Annotated in this window: 22 protein-coding genes; 16 read left to right on the forward strand and 6 right to left on the reverse strand. The window is 68.1% G+C overall.

The window, feature by feature from the left end; translation table 11 throughout:
• A partial coding sequence (hemB, locus tag ACLFMY_RS02015; protein ID WP_410762845.1) for a porphobilinogen synthase occupies nucleotides 1–986 on the reverse strand: 986 nt, incomplete at its 3' end.
• Between the two features lie 125 nt (nucleotides 987–1,111).
• Here hemB and ACLFMY_RS02020 point away from each other — a divergent pair.
• The 9 genes from ACLFMY_RS02020 to ccoS all read left to right on the forward strand — a co-directional run bounded on the left by ACLFMY_RS02020 (nucleotide 1,112) and on the right by ccoS (nucleotide 10,467).
• A complete protein-coding gene (locus ACLFMY_RS02020; protein WP_410762846.1) occupies nucleotides 1,112–1,534 on the forward strand; it encodes a hypothetical protein in 423 nt (140 codons plus the stop codon).
• A gap of 195 nt (nucleotides 1,535–1,729) precedes the next feature.
• Nucleotides 1,730–2,242: a DsrE family protein gene (locus tag ACLFMY_RS02025; RefSeq protein WP_410762847.1), complete on the forward strand. Its 513-nt coding sequence runs from the start codon at nucleotides 1,730–1,732 to the stop codon at nucleotides 2,240–2,242.
• 27 nt (nucleotides 2,243–2,269) lie between these two features.
• On the forward strand, nucleotides 2,270–2,887 hold the full coding sequence (locus ACLFMY_RS02030; RefSeq protein ID WP_410762849.1) for a pyridoxamine 5'-phosphate oxidase family protein: 618 nt from the start codon (nucleotides 2,270–2,272) through the stop codon (nucleotides 2,885–2,887).
• 159 nt (nucleotides 2,888–3,046) lie between these two features.
• Entirely contained in the window at nucleotides 3,047–4,468 is a 1,422-nt protein-coding gene (gene yegQ, locus ACLFMY_RS02035) for a tRNA 5-hydroxyuridine modification protein YegQ (protein ID WP_410762850.1), read from the forward strand.
• 4 nt (nucleotides 4,469–4,472) lie between these two features.
• The gene (gene lptF, locus ACLFMY_RS02040; protein ID WP_410762851.1) at nucleotides 4,473–5,564 is read left to right on the forward strand and encodes an LPS export ABC transporter permease LptF; all 1,092 of its coding nucleotides are present in this window, start codon (nucleotides 4,473–4,475) and stop codon (nucleotides 5,562–5,564) included.
• On the forward strand, nucleotides 5,551–6,672 hold the full coding sequence (lptG, locus tag ACLFMY_RS02045) for an LPS export ABC transporter permease LptG (RefSeq protein WP_410762852.1): 1,122 nt from the start codon (nucleotides 5,551–5,553) through the stop codon (nucleotides 6,670–6,672). Before lptF ends, lptG begins: the two co-directional genes overlap by 14 nt.
• A 2-nt stretch (nucleotides 6,673–6,674) precedes the next feature.
• Nucleotides 6,675–8,906 carry a DNA topoisomerase IV subunit A gene (gene parC, locus ACLFMY_RS02050; RefSeq protein WP_410762853.1) on the forward strand — a complete coding sequence of 744 codons (2,232 nt, stop codon included), beginning with the start codon at nucleotides 6,675–6,677 and terminating at the stop codon, nucleotides 8,904–8,906.
• A gap of 258 nt (nucleotides 8,907–9,164) precedes the next feature.
• Nucleotides 9,165–10,079 carry a protease HtpX gene (gene htpX, locus ACLFMY_RS02055; protein ID WP_410762854.1) on the forward strand — a complete coding sequence of 305 codons (915 nt, stop codon included), beginning with the start codon at nucleotides 9,165–9,167 and terminating at the stop codon, nucleotides 10,077–10,079.
• A 154-nt stretch (nucleotides 10,080–10,233) separates the two neighbouring features.
• Complete coding sequence (gene ccoS, locus ACLFMY_RS02060) at nucleotides 10,234–10,467, forward strand: cbb3-type cytochrome oxidase assembly protein CcoS (RefSeq protein WP_410762855.1); 234 nt, start codon at nucleotides 10,234–10,236, stop codon at nucleotides 10,465–10,467.
• 281 nt (nucleotides 10,468–10,748) lie between these two features.
• Here the strand turns inward: ccoS and rpoH are convergent, their stop codons facing one another.
• The 4 genes from rpoH to ftsY all read right to left on the reverse strand — a co-directional run bounded on the left by rpoH (nucleotide 10,749) and on the right by ftsY (nucleotide 14,717).
• Complete coding sequence (gene rpoH, locus ACLFMY_RS02065; RefSeq protein ID WP_410762876.1) at nucleotides 10,749–11,657, reverse strand: RNA polymerase sigma factor RpoH; 909 nt, start codon at nucleotides 11,655–11,657, stop codon at nucleotides 10,749–10,751.
• Nucleotides 11,658–11,910: 253 nt separating this feature from the next.
• Nucleotides 11,911–12,873 carry a cell division protein FtsX gene (locus tag ACLFMY_RS02070; RefSeq protein ID WP_410762856.1) on the reverse strand — a complete coding sequence of 321 codons (963 nt, stop codon included), beginning with the start codon at nucleotides 12,871–12,873 and terminating at the stop codon, nucleotides 11,911–11,913.
• A complete protein-coding gene (gene ftsE, locus ACLFMY_RS02075) occupies nucleotides 12,870–13,541 on the reverse strand; it encodes a cell division ATP-binding protein FtsE (RefSeq protein ID WP_410762857.1) in 672 nt (223 codons plus the stop codon). Before ftsE ends, ACLFMY_RS02070 begins: the two co-directional genes overlap by 4 nt.
• A gap of 6 nt (nucleotides 13,542–13,547) precedes the next feature.
• On the reverse strand, nucleotides 13,548–14,717 hold the full coding sequence (ftsY, locus tag ACLFMY_RS02080; RefSeq protein WP_410762858.1) for a signal recognition particle-docking protein FtsY: 1,170 nt from the start codon (nucleotides 14,715–14,717) through the stop codon (nucleotides 13,548–13,550).
• A gap of 271 nt (nucleotides 14,718–14,988) precedes the next feature.
• On the opposite strand from ftsY, the gene rsmD reads away from it, so the two are divergent.
• A complete protein-coding gene (gene rsmD / locus ACLFMY_RS02085) occupies nucleotides 14,989–15,603 on the forward strand; it encodes a 16S rRNA (guanine(966)-N(2))-methyltransferase RsmD (protein WP_410762859.1) in 615 nt (204 codons plus the stop codon).
• Between the two features lie 16 nt (nucleotides 15,604–15,619).
• Here rsmD and ACLFMY_RS02090 read toward each other — a convergent pair whose 3' ends face one another.
• Nucleotides 15,620–16,804: a glycosyltransferase gene (locus ACLFMY_RS02090; RefSeq protein WP_410762860.1), complete on the reverse strand. Its 1,185-nt coding sequence runs from the start codon at nucleotides 16,802–16,804 to the stop codon at nucleotides 15,620–15,622.
• A gap of 131 nt (nucleotides 16,805–16,935) precedes the next feature.
• Between ACLFMY_RS02090 and fabD the strand changes: the two genes are divergently transcribed.
• The 6 genes from fabD (at nucleotide 16,936) to ACLFMY_RS02120 (ending at nucleotide 22,871) form a co-directional block, all read left to right on the forward strand.
• Complete coding sequence (gene fabD / locus ACLFMY_RS02095) at nucleotides 16,936–17,862, forward strand: ACP S-malonyltransferase (protein WP_410762861.1); 927 nt, start codon at nucleotides 16,936–16,938, stop codon at nucleotides 17,860–17,862.
• 54 nt (nucleotides 17,863–17,916) lie between these two features.
• Nucleotides 17,917–18,675, forward strand: coding sequence for a 3-oxoacyl-ACP reductase FabG (gene fabG, locus ACLFMY_RS02100; protein ID WP_410762862.1), 759 nt, complete (start codon nucleotides 17,917–17,919; stop codon nucleotides 18,673–18,675).
• A gap of 162 nt (nucleotides 18,676–18,837) precedes the next feature.
• Complete coding sequence (gene acpP / locus ACLFMY_RS02105; RefSeq protein WP_058575544.1) at nucleotides 18,838–19,077, forward strand: acyl carrier protein; 240 nt, start codon at nucleotides 18,838–18,840, stop codon at nucleotides 19,075–19,077.
• A gap of 180 nt (nucleotides 19,078–19,257) precedes the next feature.
• Entirely contained in the window at nucleotides 19,258–20,505 is a 1,248-nt protein-coding gene (gene fabF / locus ACLFMY_RS02110; RefSeq protein ID WP_410762863.1) for a beta-ketoacyl-ACP synthase II, read from the forward strand.
• Nucleotides 20,506–20,532: 27 nt separating this feature from the next.
• The gene (locus tag ACLFMY_RS02115) at nucleotides 20,533–21,990 is read left to right on the forward strand and encodes a chorismate-binding protein (RefSeq protein WP_410762865.1); all 1,458 of its coding nucleotides are present in this window, start codon (nucleotides 20,533–20,535) and stop codon (nucleotides 21,988–21,990) included.
• Complete coding sequence (locus ACLFMY_RS02120) at nucleotides 21,987–22,871, forward strand: aminotransferase class IV (RefSeq protein ID WP_410762866.1); 885 nt, start codon at nucleotides 21,987–21,989, stop codon at nucleotides 22,869–22,871. Before ACLFMY_RS02115 ends, ACLFMY_RS02120 begins: the two co-directional genes overlap by 4 nt.
• The last annotated feature ends 39 nt before the right edge of the window (nucleotides 22,872–22,910 follow it).

A 22,910-nucleotide genomic window follows, 5' to 3' on the forward strand; every position in this document is an offset into this window, starting at 1 on the left:
CGGGCGATGTCCATGGCCGCGTAGGTGAGCACGCCGTCGGCACCGGCGCGCTTGAAGCCGATCAGGGTCTCCATGATGCACTTGTCCCAGTCGAGCCAGCCGCGCTCCGCGGCGGCCTTGAGCATCGCGTACTCGCCGGAGACGTGGTAGGCGAAGGTCGGTGCCTTGAGTTCCTGCTTCACCCGGTAGATGACGTCGAGGTACGGCATGCCCGGCTTGACCATCACCATGTCCGCGCCCTCGGCCAGATCGGCGGCCACCTCGTGGAGGGCCTCGTCGCCGTTGGCCGGGTCCATCTGGTAGGTGGTCTTGTCGGCCTTGCCAAGATTGGCCGCCGAGCCGACCGCGTCGCGGAACGGCCCGTAGAAGGCGGAGGCGTACTTGGCGCTGTAGGCCATGATGCGGGTGTGGATGTGCCCCCTGGCCTCGAGTTGCGCGCGGATCGCGCCGATGCGCCCGTCCATCATGTCGGAGGGGGCGACGATGTCGGCGCCGGCATCGGCGTGGGACTCGGCCTGGCGGACCAGCACCTCGACGGTCTCGTCGTTGAGCACGTAGCCGCTCGCGTCGACGATGCCGTCCTGGCCGTGGGTGGTGTAGGGATCGAGGGCCACGTCGGTCATGATCCCGAGTTCCGGGAAGCGCTCCTTCAACGCGCGCACGGTGCGCTGGACCAGGCCGTCCGGATCGAAGGCGGCCTCGGCCTGCTCGGACTTGGCCTCGGGCGGGGTGACCGGGAAAAGCGCCAGTACCGGGATGCCCAGCTCGAGGGCCTGTTCGGCGAGCCGCGAGAGGTTCTCGATCCCGAGACGCTCGACACCCGGCATGGATTCGACCGGCTCGCGCCCGTTCGGATCCTCGAGCACGAACACCGGCAGGATCAGGTCGTTGCTCGAGACCGTGTTCTCCTGCATCAGGCGACGACTGAAGGCGTCGCGGCGCATGCGGCGTGGCCGATGGGCGGGGTAGGCGCGCGAGAACGTCATGGATCGGGCTCCGGATGATGGTTGGACGTCGGTTGATCGGCTAGGATACCAAACCGTTCGCGCGTGGCGACCGGCCTGGCCGGACCGCCCGTGTTGGCAAACCGACGACCGAAGAGAGCTGACCTATGTACGAATTCACCTTTCTGACCCCGGACCGTGGTGCCGGATTCGTCAAGCGACTCGAAGAGCTGGGTCTCGAGGTGAAGGTGAGCGAGGACCCCATCGCCGAAGAGGCGACCACCATCGCGATTCCGGACGACACCGACGAGGATCTGCTCGAGCAGATCGAGGAGTGGTACGAGGAGGACACCCAGGCGGCGGAGGCCGAGCTCTTCGCCAGTGGCGAGGCGGAGACCGATGTCTCGGCCGGGGTCTGGGTGCAGCTGGGTGACGGCGGTTCGACCTTCGCCGAGATGGATCCCTCGGTCGTCAGCCGGATCCTCTCGGTGATCAGTGCCGACGAGCTGGCCGAGTTCGTCTCGCGGATTGCCGATGCCGTGGAGAATCCGGACGACACGCCGATCTGTCGCCGTCGCCGCGAGGGCTAACCCGGCGCCCGCAAGGGTCTGATCTGTCCCGGATTTGTCCCTCGCCATGGCCTACGCTCAGGGTAAGGGCACTGACCGTGCCCTCGGGGGTAGTGGGCCACCCCGTCGTTTCCGTTGACCGGCGGCGATGCAAGCGGTCCGCACAGACGGGAGGGGTGGACCATGACATCGACGATCAGTCACAGGAAAGGCGGCTTGGCACTTGTCGGGATGATGTTGCTGCTCTGGCTGCTGGGAACCTCGACGGCGGTTCGCGCCGAGGCGAAGGTGATCACGCCGGACTACGAGCCGCCGCAGGTGGTCTACGACTTCTTCCTGGACGATCCGCAGAAGATCGACGCGGCACTCTTCTGGATCCGCTCGCTGATCAATCCCCTGCAGGCGAGCCCGTACAACATGGACCCGGGACTGGACATGGACATCGTGGTCATCATCCATGGCACGGAGATCGTCACGGTGGCGAAGAAGAACGAGGAAAAGTACGCTGACGCGGTCTCGCGGATGCGCTACTACAGCGAATTGGGCGTGGATTTCCGCGTCTGTGCGCTGGCCGCGGAGGACTACGACTACGCGCCCGAGGACTTCCAGGACTTCATCACCATCGTGCCGTCGGCGTTCACCGACCTGGTGCACTACCAGCAGCAGGGCTACGCGGTGATCAAGCCGGAGGTCTTCGTGCGCGAGCAGTCGCTGGAATCGATCCGCTGACTTGACAACCGGCTGGAGGAAGGCCACTTGGACGACAATCAGATCACCTCGCTTGCGGAGCTCGAGGCCCTGTTCGACGCGCCGGGCGAGGCGGCGATCCACAAGGAGGTCGACCGCATCGTGCCGGTCTACCGGCAGATGATCGAGGCCTCGCCGTTCTACCTGATGGCGACCGCCGGGCCGGGTGGGCTCGATTGCACGCCGCGCGGCGACCCGGCGGGTTTCGTCGAGGTGATCGACGAGAAGCACCTGCTCCTGCCGGAGCGAAAGGGCAACAACCGCATCGACAGCCTGCGCAACCTGGTCGACGACCCGCGCATCGGGCTGCTGTTCCTGGTGCCGGGCAAGAGCGAGACCCTGCGCGTCAACGGCCGGGCGCGCATCACCACCGACCCCGACCTGCTCGAGCGCAGCGCAATGCACGGCAAGCCGCCGAAGTGCGTGATCGTCGTCGAGGTCGAGAGCGTGTTCTTCCAGTGCGCCCGCGCGGTGCTGCGGGCAAAGCTCTGGGACCCGGATTCCCGGGAGCTGGCGGCAGGGACACCCAGCCCCGGCGAGATGCTCGCCGGGGTCCCGGATTCCACCATCCGGGCCGAGGCCTACGACGACGGGCTGGACGAACGGCAGAGGCGGACGTTGTACTAGGTGGATACCGGGGTTCTGGCCGCGCCACGCCGACCTGACGCCTGGCCTCTACTGCCGCCCGTTGCCGGGTAACGGATCCTGCCCCGCTCGATGGTCCACGGTTCCCTTGGAACAACCTGTTAGAATCGCGCGCCAAACCCGATTTTCGTGGAGCCCACCATGACACAGGCCTCCAGCCAGAGCCCTTCGGGACGTCGCAGGGCGCCCGAGCTCCTGTCCCCGGCCGGGACGCTGAAATCCATGCGCTACGCCTTCGCCTACGGCGCGGATGCCGTCTACGCCGGCCTGCCGCGCTATTCCCTGCGCGCGAGGAACAACGACTTTCTCGAGGACAACCTGCGCATCGGCATCGAGGAGGCGCACGCCGCCGGCAAGCAGTTCTTCGTCACCGTCAACCTCTCGCCGCACAACAGCAAGCTCAAGACCTTCATCCGCGACATGGAGCCGATCGTCGCGATGAAGCCGGATGCCTTCATCATGGCCGACCCGGGCCTGATCATGATGGTGCGCGAGGCCTTCCCCGAGATGCCCATCCACCTCTCGGTACAGGCCAATACGGTCAACTGGGCCACGGTGAAGTTCTGGGGGTCGGTGGGCGTGACCCGCGTGATCCTCTCGCGCGAGCTGTCGCTCGACGAGATCCGCGAGATCCGCGAAAAGTGCCCGGACATGGAACTCGAGGTGTTCGTCCACGGCGCGCTGTGCATCGCCTACTCGGGGCGCTGCCTGCTGTCGGGCTACTTCAACCACCGCGACCCCAACCAGGGCACCTGCACCAATGCCTGCCGCTGGGAGTACACCCCGCAGAACGCCTCCGAGGACATTTCCGGGGTGGTGCGCCCGGAGCCGGCACCCGAGCAGCCGATCTCGCTGGATGCCCTGCACGCCGCCAATCCGATGACGGATGGCGCGATGGGCGACCAGGAACGCCATCCGCTGGCCGACCAGGTCTATCTGCTGGAAGAAAAGAGCCGCCCGGGCGAGCAGATGCCGATCGAGGAGGACGAGCACGGCACCTACATCCTCAACTCGCGCGACCTGCGCGCCGTCGAGCACGTACAGGCGCTGGTGGACATCGGCGTGGACTGCCTGAAGATCGAGGGGCGCACCAAGTCGCATTACTACGTCGCGCGTACCGCACAGGTCTACCGCCAGGCGATCGACGACGCGGTCGCCGGCCGGCCGTTCGACGAGTCGCTGATCGCCGATCTCGACAACCTCGCCAACCGCGGCTACACCGACGGGTTCTACCAGCGCCACCACACGCAGGAATACCAGAACTACATCGAGGGAATCTCCAAGAGCCGGCAGCAGCAGTTCGTCGGCGAGATCAGTGACATCGAGGGCGACTGGGCGCAGGTCGAGGTCAAGAACAAGCTCAAGGTTGGCGACGAGATCACCTTCCTGCTGCCCGACGGTAACCGGGTCGACCGGCTCGCCGAGATGCAGACGCTGGAGGGGCAGCCCCTGGACGAGGCCCCGGGCGGTGGCTGGCGGGTGCGCCTGCGCCTGCCCGAGGGGGCGCAAGGCTTCGGCGACCGGCTGCGCTACGGTCTGATCGCCCGCAACCTGGCTGACTGACCGCGTGATCCTGGCCCGCTATCTGCGCAGGGAGGCGTTGATCTCCATCTCGGCGGTGGCCATCGTCCTGATGCTGATCCTAGGCACAAACCTGCTGGCGCGCGCCCTGTCGCTGGCCGCCGATGGGTCGCTGCCGGCCGACCTGGTGCCGGTGCTCCTGGGCTTCAACCTGGTCAAGATGCTGATGTACGTCTTTCCGGTGGCCCTGTTCATCGGCTTGATGTTCGCGCTCGGCCGCCTCAACCGCGACAGCGAGCAGACCATCATCCGCAGCAGCGGGTTCGGCCTGTGGCGCATCACCGGCGCACTGCTGCCCCTGGCCGTGCCGCTGGCCCTGTTCACCGGCTGGGTGGCCCTGTTCGGCTGGCCGATGGCCGAGCAGGCGCGTGACAGCATGGTGGAAAGCGCCCAGTCGGACTACGTCGGCCAGCAGGTGCCGGTGGGGCGCTTCATCGAGGCCAACGACGGCCGCCTGGTGGCCTACGTCGGCGGGGTCGAGAACGGCACGTACCGCCGCATCTTCCTCTTCGACGAGTCCGAGGACGGCTCGATCGCGGTCGAGAGCGCGCCCACGGCGGTGATGGCCGAAGAGGATGGCCAGCGCTACATCGCGCTCGAGGACGGTCGGCGCATCGGTGGCGTCATCGGCCAGTCCGACTGGAACCGGCTGGACTTCGAGCGACACCTCATGCGCCTGCCGGGTCAGCCCGAGGATGACGACCGGCAGGTCAGCGTGCGCAGTTCCGGTGAGCTGTGGGCCTCGGGCAACCCGAACGACCGGGCCGAGCTGTTCGAGCGCATCTCGCAGGGCATCATCGCGCTGGTGCTGGTGCTGATCGCCATCCCGCTGGCGCAGGCCCCGCCCAGAAGCGGCCGGTACGGCCGGCTCTTCTGGGCCTTCCTGATCTATGCCCTGTACTTCAACGTGATCCCGCTGGTCTCCGACCGGATCGAGGACGGCACCCTGGGGCTGCTCGGCGGTCTGCTGGTCGCCCATGGGCTGTTCATGCTGTTGTGGGGGCTCCTGTTCTGGTCGGCCCGGGGTGGCTGGGGACGCGTGAAACGACAATGGATGCTGCGCCGTGAACACGCTTGACCGATACCTGGTGCGCCACGTGGTGACCGGCGGGCTGGCGGCCTCCGCCGCCTTCGCCGTGCTCATCCTCGTGTTCGGCATGATCGACGAGGCCAGCAAGATCGGGCCCGATTACACGCTGTGGCAGGCGATGATGTTCGTGGGCATGGGCCTGCCCGGGTATCTCTACGAGCTGTTCCCGGTCACCGTGCTGGTCGGCGGGCTTTTGACCCTCGGCGGCCTGGCGGCGCACTCGGAGCTGACCGTCATGCGGGCGACCGGCATGTCGCTGTTGCGGCTGGCGCGCCCGGTGCTGGTCGCCGGCGTGATCCTCGCCGCGCTGGGTACCCTGATGGGCGAGACCATCGGCGCCTGGGGCCAGGCCGAGGCCCACAGCATGCGGGCCTCGGCGCAGGAGAAAGAGGTCAGTGCCGACCTGTCCACCGGGCTCTGGTTGCGCAACGGTGACCGGATCATCAATGTCGAGCGCGCCATGGTCGACGGCCATCTCAGCGGCATTCGCGTGTTCCAGTTGTCGCCGGAGGGGCTGCCCGAGCGGGTGATCCAGGCAAAACGGGCCCGGAGCGAAGGCGGGGAGAGCTGGCGACTGGAAGATGTGGTCGACACGCGCATGCCGATCGCCGATCCCGAGCAGCCGCTGGACGTGACCCGGCACGCGCTGATGGAAGGCGAACGACTGTTCGAACGCCGGATCCTCGAGATCGTGGCGCTCAATCCGCGCTACATGAACGTTGCACAGTTGTCCGAGTACGTCGCCTACCTCGAGCGCAACGAACTCGACGCGGCCGTCTACGCCACGGCCATGTGGGCGCGGGTGGTCCAGCCGGTGTCCGTGCTCGCCATGCTGCTGGTGACGTTGCCGTTCGTCTTCGTCGCCCAGCGTGGCGGTTCGGCCGGGCGCTGGCTGTTCATCGCGATCATCCTGGGCGTGGCCTACATGACGCTGACCCAGATCGTCACGGCGCTCGCCCCCGCCTACGGGATCTCGCCCATCCTGAGCACCATCCTGCCGCCGGCCCTGTTCTCCCTGGCCGGAATCGTGGCACTGTATCGGGCGACTCCCCGATCCCGCCGCACCGCGGCGATTCCGCAATCACCAAGTGGCTGACCATGTTCGAAGACCAGAGCACCAACGATTTCGAAAGCCAGTCGATCGGCGCCTTTACCGAGAAGGCGTATCTCAACTACGCCATGTACGTGATCCTCGACCGGGCGCTGCCGCACGTCGCCGACGGGCTCAAGCCCGTGCAGCGCCGGATCGTCTACGCCATGAGCGAGCTGGGGCTTTCGGCGCTGGCCAAGCACAAGAAGTCCGCGCGAACCGTCGGCGACGTGCTCGGCAAGTACCACCCGCACGGCGACTCGGCCTGCTACGAAGCCATGGTGCTGATGGCCCAGCCGTTCTCCTACCGTTACCCGCTGATCGACGGGCAGGGCAACTTCGGCTCGCCCGACGACCCGAAGTCGTTCGCGGCGATGCGCTACACCGAGTCGCGCCTGACCCGCTACGCGCAGACCCTGCTGGCCGAGGCCGACCAGGGCACGGTCGACTGGGTGGACAACTTCGACGGCACGCTCAAAGAGCCTGCCCTGCTGCCGGCGCGGCTGCCCAACGTGCTCCTGAACGGCTCGACCGGCATCGCCGTGGGGCTGTCCACCGACATCCCGCCGCACAACCTCAAGGAGGTGGTCGCCGCCTGCGTCGCCCTGATCGAGGATCCCGAGGCGGATGTCGCCACGCTGTGCAAGCACGTGAAGGGTCCGGACTTCCCCACCGAGGGCGAGATCATCACGCCGCCGGCGGACATCCGCCGGATGTACGAGAACGGCACCGGCAACGTGCGCCAGCGCGCGCGCTACGAGATGGAAAACGGCCAGATCGTCATCACCGCGCTGCCGTTCCAGGTCTCCGGCAGCAAGGTCCTCGAGCAGATCGCCGGGCAGATGCAGGCCAAGAAGCTGCCGCTGGTCACCGACCTGCGCGACGAGTCGGACCACGAGTCGCCCACCCGCCTGGTGATCGTGCCGAGAAGCCGCCAGGTCGACATCGAGGCCCTGATGGCGCACCTGTTCGCGACCACGGACCTCGAGAAGAGCTACCGGATCAACATGAACGTGATCACCGCCGACGGTCGTCCGCGGGTGCTCAATCTCAAGGAGATCCTCGCCGAGTGGCTGGCCTTCCGCCAGGACACGCTCCGGCGGCGGCTGGAATGGCGCCTGGCGAAGATCGAGCGGCGCCTGGAGATCCTCGCCGGCCTGCTGATCGCCTTTCTCAACATCGACGAGGTGATCGCGATCATCCGCGAGGCCGAGGACCCCAAGGCCGAACTGATCGCGAAATTCGAGCTGACCGAGCTGCAGGCCGAGTCCATCCTCGAGATCCGCCTGCGCCAGCTCGCGCGGATCGAGGAGATCGCAGTAAAGAAGGAACAGGCCGAGCTGGCCGAGGAGGCCGAGGGTATTCGCACGCTGCTGGCCGACGAGACGGCCCTGCGCGGGAAGATGCGCGACGAGCTGATTGCCGATGCCGAGGAATACGGCGATGTCCGGCGCTCGCGGCTGGTCACGCGAGAGTCCGCCCAGCCGCTGGACGAGACCCGGCTGATGACCGCCGAGCCGGTCACCGTGGTGCTGAGTCACAACGGCTGGATTCGTGCGGCCAAGGGGCACGACGTCGACCCCGAGTCGCTGTCATACAAGTCCGGCGATGCCTACCAGGCGCATGTCGCCGGTCGCTCCACCCAGCCGGTGGTGGTGTTCGACGACACCGGGCGGGCCTACACGCTGGCGACTCACACGCTGCCGTCGGCACGGGGGCAGGGCGAGCCGGTCACCGGTCGGGTCAGCCCGCCGTCGGGGGCCCGCTTCACCGCCTTGGCCATCGGCGAGCCCGAGCAGCGGCTCTTGCTGTGGTCGCCGGCGGGGTTCGGGTTCATCACCGCCATGGGCGACCTGGTCGGCCGGCAGCGGGCCGGCAAGAAGGTGCTGACCCTGCCCAAGGGTCAGGCGCCGGGCAAGCCGGAACCCTTCGACAAGGACGTCGACCGCCTGGCGGTGGCGACCAGCGATGGCCACGTGCTCGTGATCGATGCCGAGGAGCTGCCGGTGCTTGCCAAGGGCAAGGGCAACAAGCTCGTGGCGCTGAAGAGCGGGGCGAGGGTCGTCGACGTGGCCGCGCTGGGGGAGGGCGATGCACTCCGGGTGACCGCCGGCGCGCGTACCATGACCGTCAAGCCGGCCGACCTCGAGCTCTACCGCGGCAAGCGTGCCACCCGCGGTCGCAGTCTGCCGCGCGGGCTCACCCGGGTGGACGCGTTGGAAGCCGAGCGGCGCGGCTAACGCCCCGTGCTCGGGAACCGCCATCTGCCCCCACGGTCTGATTCATCGTCGGGGGTCGCGTCTTGAAAACCGAGCGCCGCACCCCAGATTGAGATAGGCTTTCACTGCGGCCCCGGGGGCCACGGACATCGCTCCGGCATTCCACCCGAATGCGGAGCGACTGCCGAGGTACCCGGGGTCGAGGGTGTCCGACGGGGTAATCGGTCGCCCGTCCAACCGTGAGATCCCCAACCCGATCATCCAATTCCAGAGGTAGAGATGAAACGCATCGGCTTGTTCCTGTTGACCAACCTGGCCGTCATCGTGGTCCTGATGATCGTCTGGTTCGTGATTTCCAGCGTCTTCGGCATCGGCCGGACGATGGATTACGAGGCGGGTACCATCAACCTGACCGCCACGCTGATCTTCGCCGCGCTGTTCGGCTTCGGCGGTTCGCTGATCTCGCTGTTGATCTCCAAGTGGATGGCCAAGCGGAGCGTCGGTGCGCAGGTGATCGAGACGCCGCGCAACGAGGGCGAGCGCTGGCTGGTCGAGACCGTGCAGCGCCAGGCCCGCGAGGCCGGCATCGGCATGCCGGAGGTCGCGATCTACGACTCGCCCGAGATCAACGCCTTCGCCACCGGCGCGAGCCGCAACAAGGCGCTGGTCGCCGTGTCCACGGGGCTGCTTTCGAGCATGACGCGCGACGAGGCCGAGGCCGTGCTGGGCCACGAGGTCGGTCACATCGCCAACGGCGACATGATCACGCTGACGCTCATCCAGGGCGTGGTGAACACCTTCGTCATCTTCTTCGCCCGCATCGTCGGCTTCTTCGTCGACCGCGTGCTGCTGAAGAACGAGGAAGGGCCGGGCATCGGCTTCTTCGTCACGACCATCGTCGCCGAGATCGTCTTCGGCATCCTGGCCAGCACCATCGTCATGTGGTTCTCTCGCCAGCGCGAGTTCCGTGCCGACGATGCCGGTGCTCGCCTGGCCGGCCGAGACAAGATGATCGCCGCGCTCGAGCGCCTGAAGCTGAACTACGACCGTCCCTCGGACATGCCCGCCCAGATGACCGCCTTCGGCATCTTCGGCCGGGGCGGCAACTTCGGCCGGCTGTTCATGTCGCACCCGCCGCTCGACGAGCGCATCGCGGCCCTGCGCGCGGCCAGTGGCCAGGCGCAGATGGCCTGATCGAGGCTGCGATTTGAATCCCCGCCGCCGTGCGGGGACAATCCCGGTCAAGGGGCCGGGGATCGAGGCCCGCCCCGCTGCGGGCCTTTTTGCGTTGGCCCCGGCCGGTTCGGAAAACCTCAGGCCGGGCAGTGCCCGGTGACGGAGGAGCGTGATGGAAGTCCTGTTTCTGTTCGTGCCGCTGAGCATGCTGGTGGTCGCCGGCCTGGTCTGGGCCGCCTTCTGGGCCATTCGCAACAACCAGTACGAGGACCTCGAGGGTCCGGCGCACCGCATCCTCATGGATGACGACGACCCGCGCATCCCGACCAACCAGGATGAATCCGACGAGGCGGCGAAAGGGGACGAGAATGCCGATCCGGGCAAAAAGGCAGGGCGCGGCGAATGACCCCGGGGTGACTAGTGACTTTGCCTTCGCGCTGGTTTACGATAGGTCGCAGTTAAGGGAGGAGCCTCACATGAAAGAATTCTTCAACTTCGACAACTTTGCCTTCACGTTCACCATCGGCCTGATCATTTTCTCCTGGCTGGCCTTCCTGAGCGTCATCTTCTTCGGCTGAGCATCGGGTCGCGCGTCTCGCGCGGCGGTTGTCCCGGCCGAACGAAAAAAGCCACCGCAGTGCGGTGGCTTTTTCTGTTTGCGGTAGCCCCGGTGGCTCGGGGCCGGCCTCACGCCGGTTGGGGCAGGGCAGTGCGCAGTTTCTTGAGCGCGGCGGATTCGATCTGGCGGATCCGCTCGGCCGAGACGCCGTACTCGTCGGCCAGCGTCTGCAGGGTGGCCTTGGGCTCGTCGAGCCAGCGCCGTGTGAGGATGTCGCGGCTGCGCCCGTCGAGGGTCGCCAGTGCCGTGGTCATGGCCTCGACGCGCTCGTCCTCGTCTCGCTGGGAGGCGATGTCCTCGACCGAGAGCGCGTCCTGGTCGACCAGGATCTGCTCGTAGGAAGGGCCGTCGCTCTCGTCGCTGCCATCGTATGCCGGGGAATCCAGGCCCATGTCGCGACCGTAGAGGCGAGCCTCCATGGTCATGACCTCGCGCTCGGGCACGTCGAGTTCCTCGGCGACCGCCTCGGCCTCGCTCTTGGTCAGCCAGCCGAGCGAGTTCTTCATCTGGCGCATCTTGAAGAACAGCTTGCGCTGCGCCTTCGTCGTGGCGACCTTCACGATGCGCCAGTTCTTGAGGATGTACTCGTGGATCTCGGCACGGATCCAGTGGACCGCGAAGGTCACCAGGCGGACCTTCTGGTCCGGGTCGAAGCGCTTGACGGCCTTCATCAGGCCGATGTTGCCTTCCTGGATCAGGTCGGCCAGCGGCAGACCGTAGCCGCGGTAGCTGCGCGCGATGTGGACGACGAAGCGCAGGTGACCCAGTACCAGCTTCTGGGCGGCCTCGATGTTGCCCTTCTCCTTCAGTTCACGCGCGAGCGCCTGCTCTTCCTCGACGCTGAGGACCGGCAGACGCCGTACCTCGTTGAGGTATTGCGATAGGGAGTCGCCGACGACCGGCATGCTCATGCCGGCCGCGCCCAGCTCGGGCGCATTGCCGGTCTTGGGGAGTCGGTTGCCTGCTTGCTGCATCATCATGTCTCGCTGCACGTGTCCCAATATAGTCACACCTCCGGATTTTAGCACTCGGCCCATGAGAGTGCTAAGTGCCGCGGGAGTTCCCTTGCTCGCCGACGGAGGAATCCTTCAAGGCTAAACCACGGTACGCTGCTTGTCAGTGCTTTGCTAGGGAAGGTCTGCACGAATCCGATGCCACTGCCACTCTGGCCTGGCGAGTCGTTCGTGATCAAGGCGCGCTTCAGCGGTATCGGATTCGCGAAGAACTTCCCTAGGGGGTGCTCAGCCGCCCGATGTAGAAGCGGCCGATGATCTGCGCCGACAGCCAGCCGAGGAAGGTGCCGGCCGCCAGGAGCAGACCCACGATCCCCGGGTCGGTGGCCGGCTCGACGGCGGCACCGTAGGAGGCGGCGAACCGCTGGACCGGACCGGATACCATCGAGAGGGCGCTGCTGACGAGAATGGCCGCGATCGCTCCGCCGAGCAGGCCCGTGAGTGCGCCGTCGTAGAGCAGTGGGCGGAGCATGTAGCGCTCGGTGCCGCCGATCAGGGCGATCAGGGCGATCTCGCGGCGTCGCTCGTGCAGTTCCAGGCGCAGGGTGTTGCCCACCACGAAGATCACGGTCAGGCCCAGCAGCACGAGCAGCCACCAGCCCAGTTCGTCGAAGAAGCTGCGGATCTGCTCGAGTCGCTCGATCCATTCCCCGCCGGCGGAAAAGTCGTCAACGGCGGGCTGCTGGTGCAGGCCTTCGGCAAGGGCCAGGCGCGTGTCCATCCGGGTGTCGCGCAGCGTTAGCTCGGCCACCCAGGGGAGGGGGTTGGATTCCATGGAATCCAACCCGTCGATCTGCAGGCGCAGGGCCAGGGTCTGCAGCCCGGCCTCCGGGGAGATCAGGTTCAGGCTCTCCACGGTCTCCTGCTTCTCGAGCCACTCGGTCAGGGCCTCCCGGTCGGCCTCGCTGGCATCCGCTTCGAGGTAGACGTCCATGCGGGCGGCGTCGGCCATCCACAGTTCACCGATGCGTTCGACCTGGTGCCCGAGGGTCATCACCAGGGCCGGCAGGCTCAGGACCACGCCGAGCACCAGGATGGTGGCCCAGGCCCCGACCGGGCGCCGGACCAGCCGCGCGAGGGCCGCCTTCAGGCACTGGCGATGGTGGCGGCGCCACGTGGCCAGCGGGCGGCTGCTCTTCTCGCGGGTGGCGTGGCTGTCCGTAGCCGGGTGCGTGCTCATGCGTCAGGCTCCTCGAATCCGCTGATCCGGCCCTGGTTGAGCGCGATGCGCGGCACCGGGAACTGCTTGAGCAACTCGAGGTCGTGACTGGCGATCAGCACGGTCACGCCCACCGCGTGGAACTCGAAGAACCGGTTGAAGATGTCCCGCGAGAGCTCCGGGTCCAGGTTGCCCGTGGGCTCGTCGGCAAGCAGGATGCGGGGGCGGTTGACCAGCGCGCGGGCGATGTTGACGCGTTGCTGCTCCCCGCCGGACAGCTCGTCGATGGCCGCGCGCTGCCGGTCCCTGAGTCCGACCTTGTCCAGGGCGGCGTCGACGCGGCGCCGGATGTCGCCCGGCAGGTAGCCGGAGACCTGCAGGGGCAGGGCGACGTTGTCGAACACGCAGCGGTCGGGCAGCAGGTGGTGGTCCTGGAAGACCACCCCGATCTGGCGGCGCAGCTTGGGATACTGGTGGCGACCCATCCGGCCAAGGTCGTAGCCGCCGATCATCACCTTGCCCGACGTGGGGCGGTCGAGGGCCGGGATAAGCCGCAGCAGCGTCGACTTCCCGGCCCCGGAATGCCCCGTGAGGAAGGCCATGCGTCCGGTCGGCAGGCGGAAGCTGATGTCCTGCAGGCCGAACTGGCCGTTGGCGTAGCGGCGGGAGACGTTGGCGAACTCGATCATCGGGTATCAGTCCGGCTGGTGGTCCAGGAGCGCGTCGACGAAGGCCGCCGGCTCGAAGGGTCGCAGGTCCTCGGCCTTCTCGCCCACGCCGATGAAGTGGATGGGCAGCCCCAGTTCGTCGGCGATGGCAAAGACGATCCCCCCCTTGGCCGTGCCGTCGAGCTTGGTGACGATCAGCCCGGTGAGGTTGACCGCCTCGTTGAACTGGCGGGCCTGCACCAGCGCGTTCTGGCCGATGCTCGCGTCGATGACGAGGAGCACCTCGTCCGGCGCCTCGGGCTCGGCCTTGCCGATCACGCGGATGAGCTTGGAGAGTTCGTCCATCAGGCCGGACTGGGTATGCAGGCGACCGGCCGTGTCGACGATCAGTATGTCGCTGCCGCGCGCCTTGGCGGCGGTAACCGCGTCGAAGGCCACCGAGGCCGGGTCGCCGCGGCCGGGTTCGCCGATCACGCGGATCTGGTTGCGCTCGCCCCAACGGATGAGCTGCTCGACGGCCGCCGCGCGGAAGGTGTCGGCGGCGGCGAGCATGACCTCGCGGCCCTCGTGCCTGAAGCGGTGGGCGAGCTTGCCGATGCTGGTCGTCTTGCCGCCGCCGTTGATGCCGCAGACCACCATCACGTGCGGTCGGCCGTCCTGGCGCCGGTCGACCGGCCGGGGCGGCTGGACGGCCTCCAGCCGCTGGACCATCAGCCGCCAGAGGGTCTCGAACAGGTGCTCGGGGTCGTCGATGTGCTTGCGGCTGACCTCGCGCGTCAGCTCGTCGATCAGCGCGGTGGTGGTCTGCTGCCCGACGTCCGCCATGATCAGCCGGGTTTCCAGTTCCTCGAGCAGGTCGTCGTCGATTTGCTTCTTGCCGAGGAACAGTTCGCCCAGCCCCTCGGTCAGGCCGCTGCGGGTCTTGGTCAGGCGACTGAACAGGGAGCCGGAACCGCGTTCCTCCCGGGCCGGCTCCGCCGGGGCGGGTTTCCCGGCTTGCGGCTCGGTGGGCTCGACCACGTCGCGCGTCTCGGTCGCCTCGGCGGCCGGTGCTTCCGCCTCGGCTTCCGTGACGGGGGCGGGCCCCTCGACCGGGGCCTCGCCGGCCGTCGTGGTGGTGGCCTGTTCCGGCGAGGTGACCTCCTCGGCTACCTCGGGTTCAGCCTTGCGCTTCTTGCGTCTGAGAAATCCGAACATGAATCGATGGTACCTGCATATTCCGGCGGAGTCTCCGCGCCGGCCCGCTGCCCCGTCGCGGGGTGAATCCCGGCGGCGGATCGCTTGCCGGGGCGATTCGCGAACGCCGTCGGGATTGCCACGCCCGCGCGACTCGAGCGGTCACGGGGCTATCGGGTGGAACGGCCCGGGCCGGCGCGGGCCGCCCGGGCGAGGATCGCTTGAGTTTATCATGCAGTCGTTACGGTTCGACCGCCGCCGACGCGGCCATCCGAGTGGAGGAGAGTAGATCATGCCGAGCACCCCCAGGGGACGACGTCGGTCGAAGAGCGAGCAGGTCCGCATCATCGGCGGCGAATGGCGATCCCGCCGCCTGCGTTTTACCCCCGCACGGGACCTGCGCCCCACGCCCGACCGGGTGCGCGAGACGCTGTTCAACTGGCTGGGGCAGACGGTGGCCGGCTGGCGGTGCCTGGACCTGTTCGCCGGCAGCGGGGTGCTCGGCCTCGAGGCGCTCTCGCGCGGCGCCGGCTGGGTCGGGTTCGTCGAGAAGTCGCCCCGCGTGGTCGCCGCGCTCAAGGACAACCTGGCGCAACTGGGTTGCGAGCCCGAGCGCCACGAGGTCTGGTCGATGGATGCGCTGCGCTGGCTGGAGCGCCCGCCGATCGACCTGAGCCCGGGCGTGGACCTGGTGTTCCTCGACCCGCCGTTTCGCCAGCCCCGCCTGCTGCAGGCCGCCCTGGACCGGCTGGCCGCCGCCGACTGGCTTGCTCCCGACGCCCGTGTCTTCGTCGAGAGCGGGGACATCGACGCCTTGACCTTGCCGGGCGGATTCGTCGTCCACCGGGAAACGCGTGCCGGGGAGAGTCGCTCGCTGCTCTTGGTCCGCGAGACCGCGAACGGATGACCCGGCCGAGCCTCCCTCAGCGGCCGAATCCTTCCGTGGTCCCCTGGTAGAGATCGGCCAGCCGACGGGCCATGACCCGCGCCGACCATCCCTGCGCGTACCGCCTGGCAGCCAGGCTCATGGCGGCCCGCCGGTCGGGTCGGTCGAGCAGCCCGGTCACGGCGGCGGCAAAGCCGACCGGGTCATCCGGGGCGATGGCGCAGCCGCCCTCGGGGTCGAGCACGTCGCGGGTTCCCATTTCGGCGATGGCGACCACCGGCGTCCCCTGGGCCAGCGCCTCGAGCAGGACCAGTCCCTGAGTCTCGCTCCGCGAGGCGAAGACGAACAGGTCCGCCGCCCGGTAGGCGCCCTGCAGTTCGCCGTCGCGGTGCATGTAGCCGATAAAGCGCGTCGCCGCCTTAAGGCCGCCCTCGGCCACCCGGCGTTCCAGCCGGGGGCGGGCCGGCCCCTCGCCCGCGATCGCCAGGATCGCGTCGGCGTGCGAGGCCAGCACCCCGGGAAGCATGTCGAGCAGCAGATCGATGTTCTTCTCTCCGGCCAGTCGCCCCACGTAGAGCAGCAGCGGGGCCTCGGCAGGAATGTCGTGGCGCCGGCGGAATGCCTCGGCGTCCCCCGGCAGGGCGGGGGAATCGTCCTCGATCCCGGTGGGCAGCACCGTCATGCCGCTGCGCACGCCGTAGCGCAGCAGGGTGTCCTTCATGGGCGAGGACGGCACGATCAGGTGGTCGACGACGTTGCATTGAGCCCGCGACCAGCGGCGGGCCAGTGAGCGCAGCCAGCCACGGGGCACCAGGGGGATGTACTGATCGGCGTATTCCTCGAAGAAGGTGTGATAGCTCTCCAGCATCGGCACACCCAGCCGGCGGGCCAGCCGGCGGCCGGCGTAGTGGGCGACGAAGGGCGTGTGGACATGTACCACATCGACGTCGGACCCGACGAAGGTCTCTACGAGGCTCGCCAGCGGGCGCCAGCGCATCAGGCGGTCCTCGGGGTCCAGCGGGGCGCGACGTGACGGGATGCGGATGATGTCGGGCTCCGTGTCGGCCACGAGCTGCAGGCCGGGCTGGTCGGCGGGGTAGTCGGGGCAGAGCAGGGTGACTCGATGACCCTGGTCGACCAGGTGGCGGCGGAAGCTCTGGATGGACGTCGAGACCCCGTTGACCCGGGGGAAGTAGACGTCCGAAACCATCAGGATGTGCATGCCGTGAACCCTGCAAGGCGGTGAAGCGCGGCAGTCTCCGCGAGGAATGTGACAGGGCCGTTTCGCTCCTCCGGGAGGAGAAACGGGCTGTGGTAAGATCGCCGCGTTTTCAACATCGGCGAGACGTGAGCATGATTGCAGGGGTGTTTCCGGGGCAGGGTTCCCAGTCGATCGGCATGGCCAGCGGCTGGGGTGAACACGAGGACATCGCGCAGGCGGTATTCGACCGCGCCGGCGATGTGCTCGGCTACGATCTCTGGGCCCTGGTGGCCGAGGGCGATGCCGAGGCCCTCAACCAGACCGAGCGCACCCAGCCGGCCATGCTGGCCGCCGATATTGCCGCGTGGGAGATCTGGCGTCGCCAGGGGGGCGCCACCCCGGCCGCGCTCGCCGGGCACAGCCTTGGGGAGTATGCCGCCCTGGTCGCGGCCGAATCGATCGACTTCGAGGCGGCCGTGGCCCTGGTGGCCCGGCGTGGCCAGCTGATGCAGTCGGCCGTGGCCGAAGGGCAGGGAGCGATGGCCGCCGTGCTCGGCCTCGAGGACGATGCCGTGCGGGGCGTCTGCGACAAGGCCGCCGACGGCGACGTCTGCGAGGCGGTGAACTTCAATGCGCCGGGCCAGGTGGTGATCGCCGGCGACCGTGCCGCCGTGGAGCGTGCCGAAGCGCTTGCCGCCGACGAGGGCGCCAAGCGCTTCGTCCTGCTGCCGGTAAGCGTGCCGTCGCATTCCTCGCTGATGCGCGAGGCCGCCGAGCAGCTGCGTGCCGAGATCGCGCAGGTCGACATCCGTCCCCCGCAGGTGCCCGTGATCCACAACGTGGATGCCCTGACCCACGACAAGCCCGAGGCCATCGCCACCGCGTTGGTCGAGCAGCTGTTCCGGCCGGTGCAGTGGGTCGCCTGTGTCCAGGCGATGCAGGCGATGGGTGCCGGCGACCAGGTCGAGTTCGGCCCGGGCAAGGTGCTCACCGGGCTGGCGCGCCGCATCGATCGCCGCATGGGTGCCAAGCCCGTCTTCGACCAGGCGACGCTGGAAAAGGCGCTGGGCACCGAATAGGCCGGGGCCGAGCAGGACGGGCCAACCGAACAGGAATCATCACGAGGAAGATCCATGTCTGAACAAGCGAGCCAATTTGCCAACCTCGAGGGGCGCGTGGCGCTGGTCACCGGCGCATCGCGCGGTATCGGCGCGGCCATCGCGGACGCCCTGGCGACCGCGGGCGCCACGGTGGTCGGGACGGCCACCTCGGAGAAGGGCGCGGCGGCGATCGACGAGCGTCTGGGCGATAACGGGGCCGGCATGGCGCTGGACGTCACCGACGCCGCCCAGGTGGATGCCGTGATCAAGGAGATCGAGTCGCGCTTCGGGCCGGTCGCCGTGCTGGTCAACAATGCCGGCATCACCCGCGACACGCTCCTGATGCGCATGAAGGAAGACGACTGGGACGCGATCATCGACACCAATCTCACCTCGGTCTTCCGCCTGTCGCAGAAGGTGATGCGTTCGATGGCCAAGGCCCGCTGGGGGCGGATCATCTCGATCGCCTCCGTGGTCGGCGCGACAGGCAACGCCGGGCAGACGAACTACGCCGCCGCCAAGGCCGGCATCATGGGCTTTTCCAAGTCGCTGGCCCGCGAGCTCGGCCCGCGCGGGGTGACCGTGAACGTGGTCGCTCCCGGGTTCATCGAGACCGACATGACCCGCGACCTGCCGGAAAAGCAGAAGGAAGCGCTGCTGGGCAACATCCCCAACGGCCGGTTGGGTCAGCCCGAGGAGATCGCCTCGGCGGTGCGTTTCCTGGCCGCCCCGGAGGCCGCCTACATCAACGGCCAGACCATCCACGTCAACGGCGGGATGTACATGGGTTGAATCCCTTGCCCGGCGCATCCGTGAGGGGCGCTATTCCGGGCAATGCATTTTTATTTGGTCTGCGTGGCGGTTTTCAATAGAATGCCGGGCAGTGTTGGCCCGGGCTGCCGGGCCAAATCGTTTTTTTTAAGCTGTGTTTGTACCAGAAGAGGTTCGATACGAATGAGCACCGTTGAAGAACGCGTCAAGAAGATTGTTGTAGAGCAGTTGGGCGTCAAGGAAGAAGAAGTCACCAATGAAGCTTCATTCGTTGACGACCTCGGCGCGGATTCCCTCGACACCGTCGAGCTGGTCATGGCGCTGGAAGAAGAGTTCGAGTGCGAGATCCCGGACGAGGAAGCCGAGAAGATCACCACCGTTCAGCAGGCCATTGACTACGTCAACAACCACAAGGACGCCTGATAGCATCCTGTGCGTCTCACGGGCTTCCCGCCCGTGACCGGAAACCGTGTGTCGGCCCCCTGAAGGGAGTGCCGATCGCGGTTTTTTCGTTGGTACCCGCCGCCGGGAACCGGGCGGCCGAGACGGGTGCCTGCCTCCGCTCCATTACGGACGGGGCTCACCGAACTGGAAACGATAGCCATGAGTAAACGTCGTGTCGTGGTCACCGGGCTTGGCCTGGTGACGCCGCTGGGGAACAACGTCAAGGATTCCTGGGACGGGATCCTCGCCGGCCGCTCCGGGGCCGCCACCATCGATCACTTCGATGCCAGCAAGATGGCCGTGCAGTTCGCGGCCATGGTGAAGGACTTCGACCCCACCGCGTTCATCCCGGCGAAGGACGTGAAGAAGATGGAGCCCTTCATCCACTACGCGCTGGGCGCGTCCATCGAGGCGATCGAGGATGCCGACCTGGTCAGCGATTCGCTCGATCTCGATCGCGTGGGCACCTTCATCGGCTCCGGCATCGGTGGACTCGGGGGCATCGAGCGCAACACCCTGGCACTCGAGAACCAGGGGCCACGTCGCGTCTCGCCGTTCTTCGTGCCCGGCGCGATCATCAACATGGCCTCCGGCCAGCTCTCGATCCGCTACGGCTTCCGGGGCCCGAACCTCGCGACCGTCACCGCCTGCACCTCGGGGACGCACAGCATCGGTCAGGCCGCGCGCCTGATCGCCTACGGGGACGCCGACGTCATGATCGCCGGCGGGGCCGAGGGGGCCGTCTCGCCGCTGGGCGTGGCGGGGTTTGCCTCGGCCCGCGCGCTGTCGACCCGCAACGACGACCCCGAGCGGGCCTCGCGTCCCTGGGATCGCGATCGCGACGGCTTCGTGCTGGGCGAGGGCGCCGGTGTGGTCGTGCTCGAGTCGCTGGAACACGCCCGAGCCCGCGGGGCGCGCATCTACGGCGAGATCAAGGGGTTCGGCATGAGTTCGGACGCCCATCACATGACCCTCCCGGCCCCGGACGGCAACGGCGCTCGGCGTTGCATGGAGGCCGCGCTCAAGGACGCGGAGATGTCGGCGGGCGACATCGGCCACATCAACGCCCACGGCACCTCCACGCCGGCAGGTGACGGCACCGAGGTGCGTGCCATCAAGGATCTGTTCGGTGAGCAGCCGGTCAACTGCCCGGTCAGTTCGACCAAGTCCATGACCGGGCATCTGCTGGGCGCCGCCGGGGGCATCGAGGCGGTCTTCTCGGTACTCGCCCTGCGCGACCAGGTCCTGCCGCCGACCATCAACCTCGACAATCCTTCCGAGGACTGCGATCTCGACTTCGTGCCCCACGAGGCGCGCCGGGTCGAGGGGCTGGACACGGTCATGTCCAACTCGTTCGGCTTCGGCGGCACCAACGGCACGCTGATCTTCGGCCGATCGGCCGAGTGACGGCGGGTCGAGTCGCCCGGCATTCCCGTGACTGACACGCCGCACGTCGAACGACTGGTCGGCGCTCCCCCGGAGCTCGCGGATGTGGTGGCCGAGGCGGGTGCCGCGACCAGTCACCTCTTCGAAAGCGTCACCGCCGGCGGTCCGCTGAGCCGCTGGTCGCTGCTGTTCTCCGCCCCGGGCCGGCGCATCGTCCGTCGAAGTGACGGGATGGTGGAGGTCGATGGCCGTGCCCGGGGGGCGAGCGGTTTCCTCGACGCCTTCGACGAGGCACTGTCCCGGGATGCGGCGACGGCGGCCTCGAAGGACTGGCAGGCGGTCCTGGCCGCCCATGCCCTGCCGGGCACCTTCCCCTTTCTCGGTGGCTGGAGTTTCTTCCTCTCCTACGAGATGGCCGCCGAGATCGAACCCCGTCTCGACCTGCCCGGATTCGCCCTCGGCGACGAGACCGGTTTTCCGCAGGCGGTGGCCGAATACCATCCGGCGGCCCTCGTGCGGGACCACGATTCCGGCGAGGATCTCCTCGTCCACGACGGCAGCCCGGAGGGTCACCGGCTGGCCGACGAGCTGAGGCTCGCCTGGCGGCAGGCCTCCGGGGTGACCCGGGAGGGCGTCCGTCCCGCGCTCGACGAACTGCTGCCTCCCGATGGCCCGGCGTACCGGGCGGTCGTGCGGCGCGTGCGCGAGTACCTGTTCGCCGGCGACGTGTTCCAGGCCAACCTTTCGCACGCCTGGCGGTTCTCCCTTGCCGCCGGAGTGGAGTCGGGCGATGTCTACCGGTCGCTGTGCCGGCGAAACCCGGCCCCCTTCGCGGCCTGGTACCGCCAGGAGGAGGGCGAGATCCTCAGTTCGTCGCCCGAGCGCCTGCTGCGCGTGGCCGGCGGGCATGCCGAGACACGGCCGATCGCCGGGACCCGGCGGCGCGACCCGGACCCGGCACGTGACCGGGCACTGGTCGAGCAGCTCAAGGGGCATCCCAAGGAACGGGCCGAGCACGTGATGCTGATCGACCTGGAGCGCAACGATCTCGGCCGGGTCTGCCTGCCGGGGACGGTGTCGGTCGACGAACTGATGGTGGTCGAATCCTATGCCCACGTGCACCACCTGGTCTCGAACGTGGGTGGGCAGCTGCCCCCCGACTGTTCGCCCGTGGCGGCGTTGGCCGCCTGCTTTCCCGGCGGAACGATCACCGGCTGTCCCAAGGTGCGTTGCATGGAGATCATCGCCGAGCTGGAGCGCAGCGGGCGCGGGCCCTACACGGGCAGCGTCGGCTACGTGTCCAATCACGGTCCGATGGACAGCAACATCCTGATACGCAGCGTCTTCCTGGCGCGGGGCGGCCGCGGCGAATTCCGTACCGGCGCGGGTATCGTGGCCGATTCCCGGTCCCGGCGCGAGCTGGAGGAAACCTACGAGAAGGCCCGGGGCGTACTCGATGCGCTGGGCGGGGAAGAGGCGCTCGAACGGGGCAGGCCGGCGCCATGAGCGACGGGCGCCTTTCGCTGAGCGACCGGGGGCTGGCCTTCGGCGACGGCCTGTTCGAGACGCTGTTCGTGCAGGCCGGCCGACCCCTCCTCCTCGACGAGCATTTCGCCCGCCTGCGGTTCGGGCTGGCCCGCCTCGGGCTGCCGGAGCCATCTCCCGAGCGGGTGTTCGCGGCGCTCGACGCCGTCATCGAGCCGGGGCGCGATGGCGTGTGCAAGCTGCTGGTCACCGCGGGGCCGGGTCGTCGTGGCTATCGACGGCCGGCGGAGATCCGGCTGACGGTGGAGGCCGTCTTCGGTCCCCTGCCCGAACTGCCCGGCGAGGGTCTGGTCGTCGGGATGAGCCCCGTGAGGCTCGCCGGGATCGCCCCCTTGCGCGGGTTGAAGCACCTCAACCGACTGCCGCAGGTGATGGCCCAGGAGCGGATGCCGGCCGGGGCCGGCGAGGCCCTGATGCGCGATGCCGAGGGGCGGGTGGTTTCGGGTACCATGAGCAACCTGTTCTGGCGGGAGGGCAGTCGCTGGTGCACGCCCCCCGTCGTCGACGGTGCCATTGCCGGCACCCGTCGGGGCTGGTGGCTGGAGCGCCTGTCTGCCGACATCGTTCCCTGTGCGCCGGGGCGGCTGGCCCTCGCCGAAGAGGCGTTCTTCTGCAATGCCGTGTCCGCCTGGCGCCCGGTCAAGATCCTGCTGGGCCGCTCCCTGGCCGATGTCGAGGGGCCACCGGACGATGCCGTGGAATGCATCAGGGGTTGCTGGCAGCCACGCGTCGCCGACGCCCCCGTTCGCTCGGCCTGGAGTGGCACGCTGGCCGACGCGCTGTCGGGCAGTCACTGGGGGCGCGTGGCGCGGCGGGAGCCCGGGGCAGGAACCCCCGGCTGAGACGGTTGTCTTTACCGGCCAGGTGTCGAGGATGGAAGC

Origin of the sequence: Guyparkeria sp. (genome assembly GCF_046545975.1) — a bacterium.
Taxonomy (GTDB): domain Bacteria; phylum Pseudomonadota; class Gammaproteobacteria; order Halothiobacillales; family Halothiobacillaceae; genus Guyparkeria.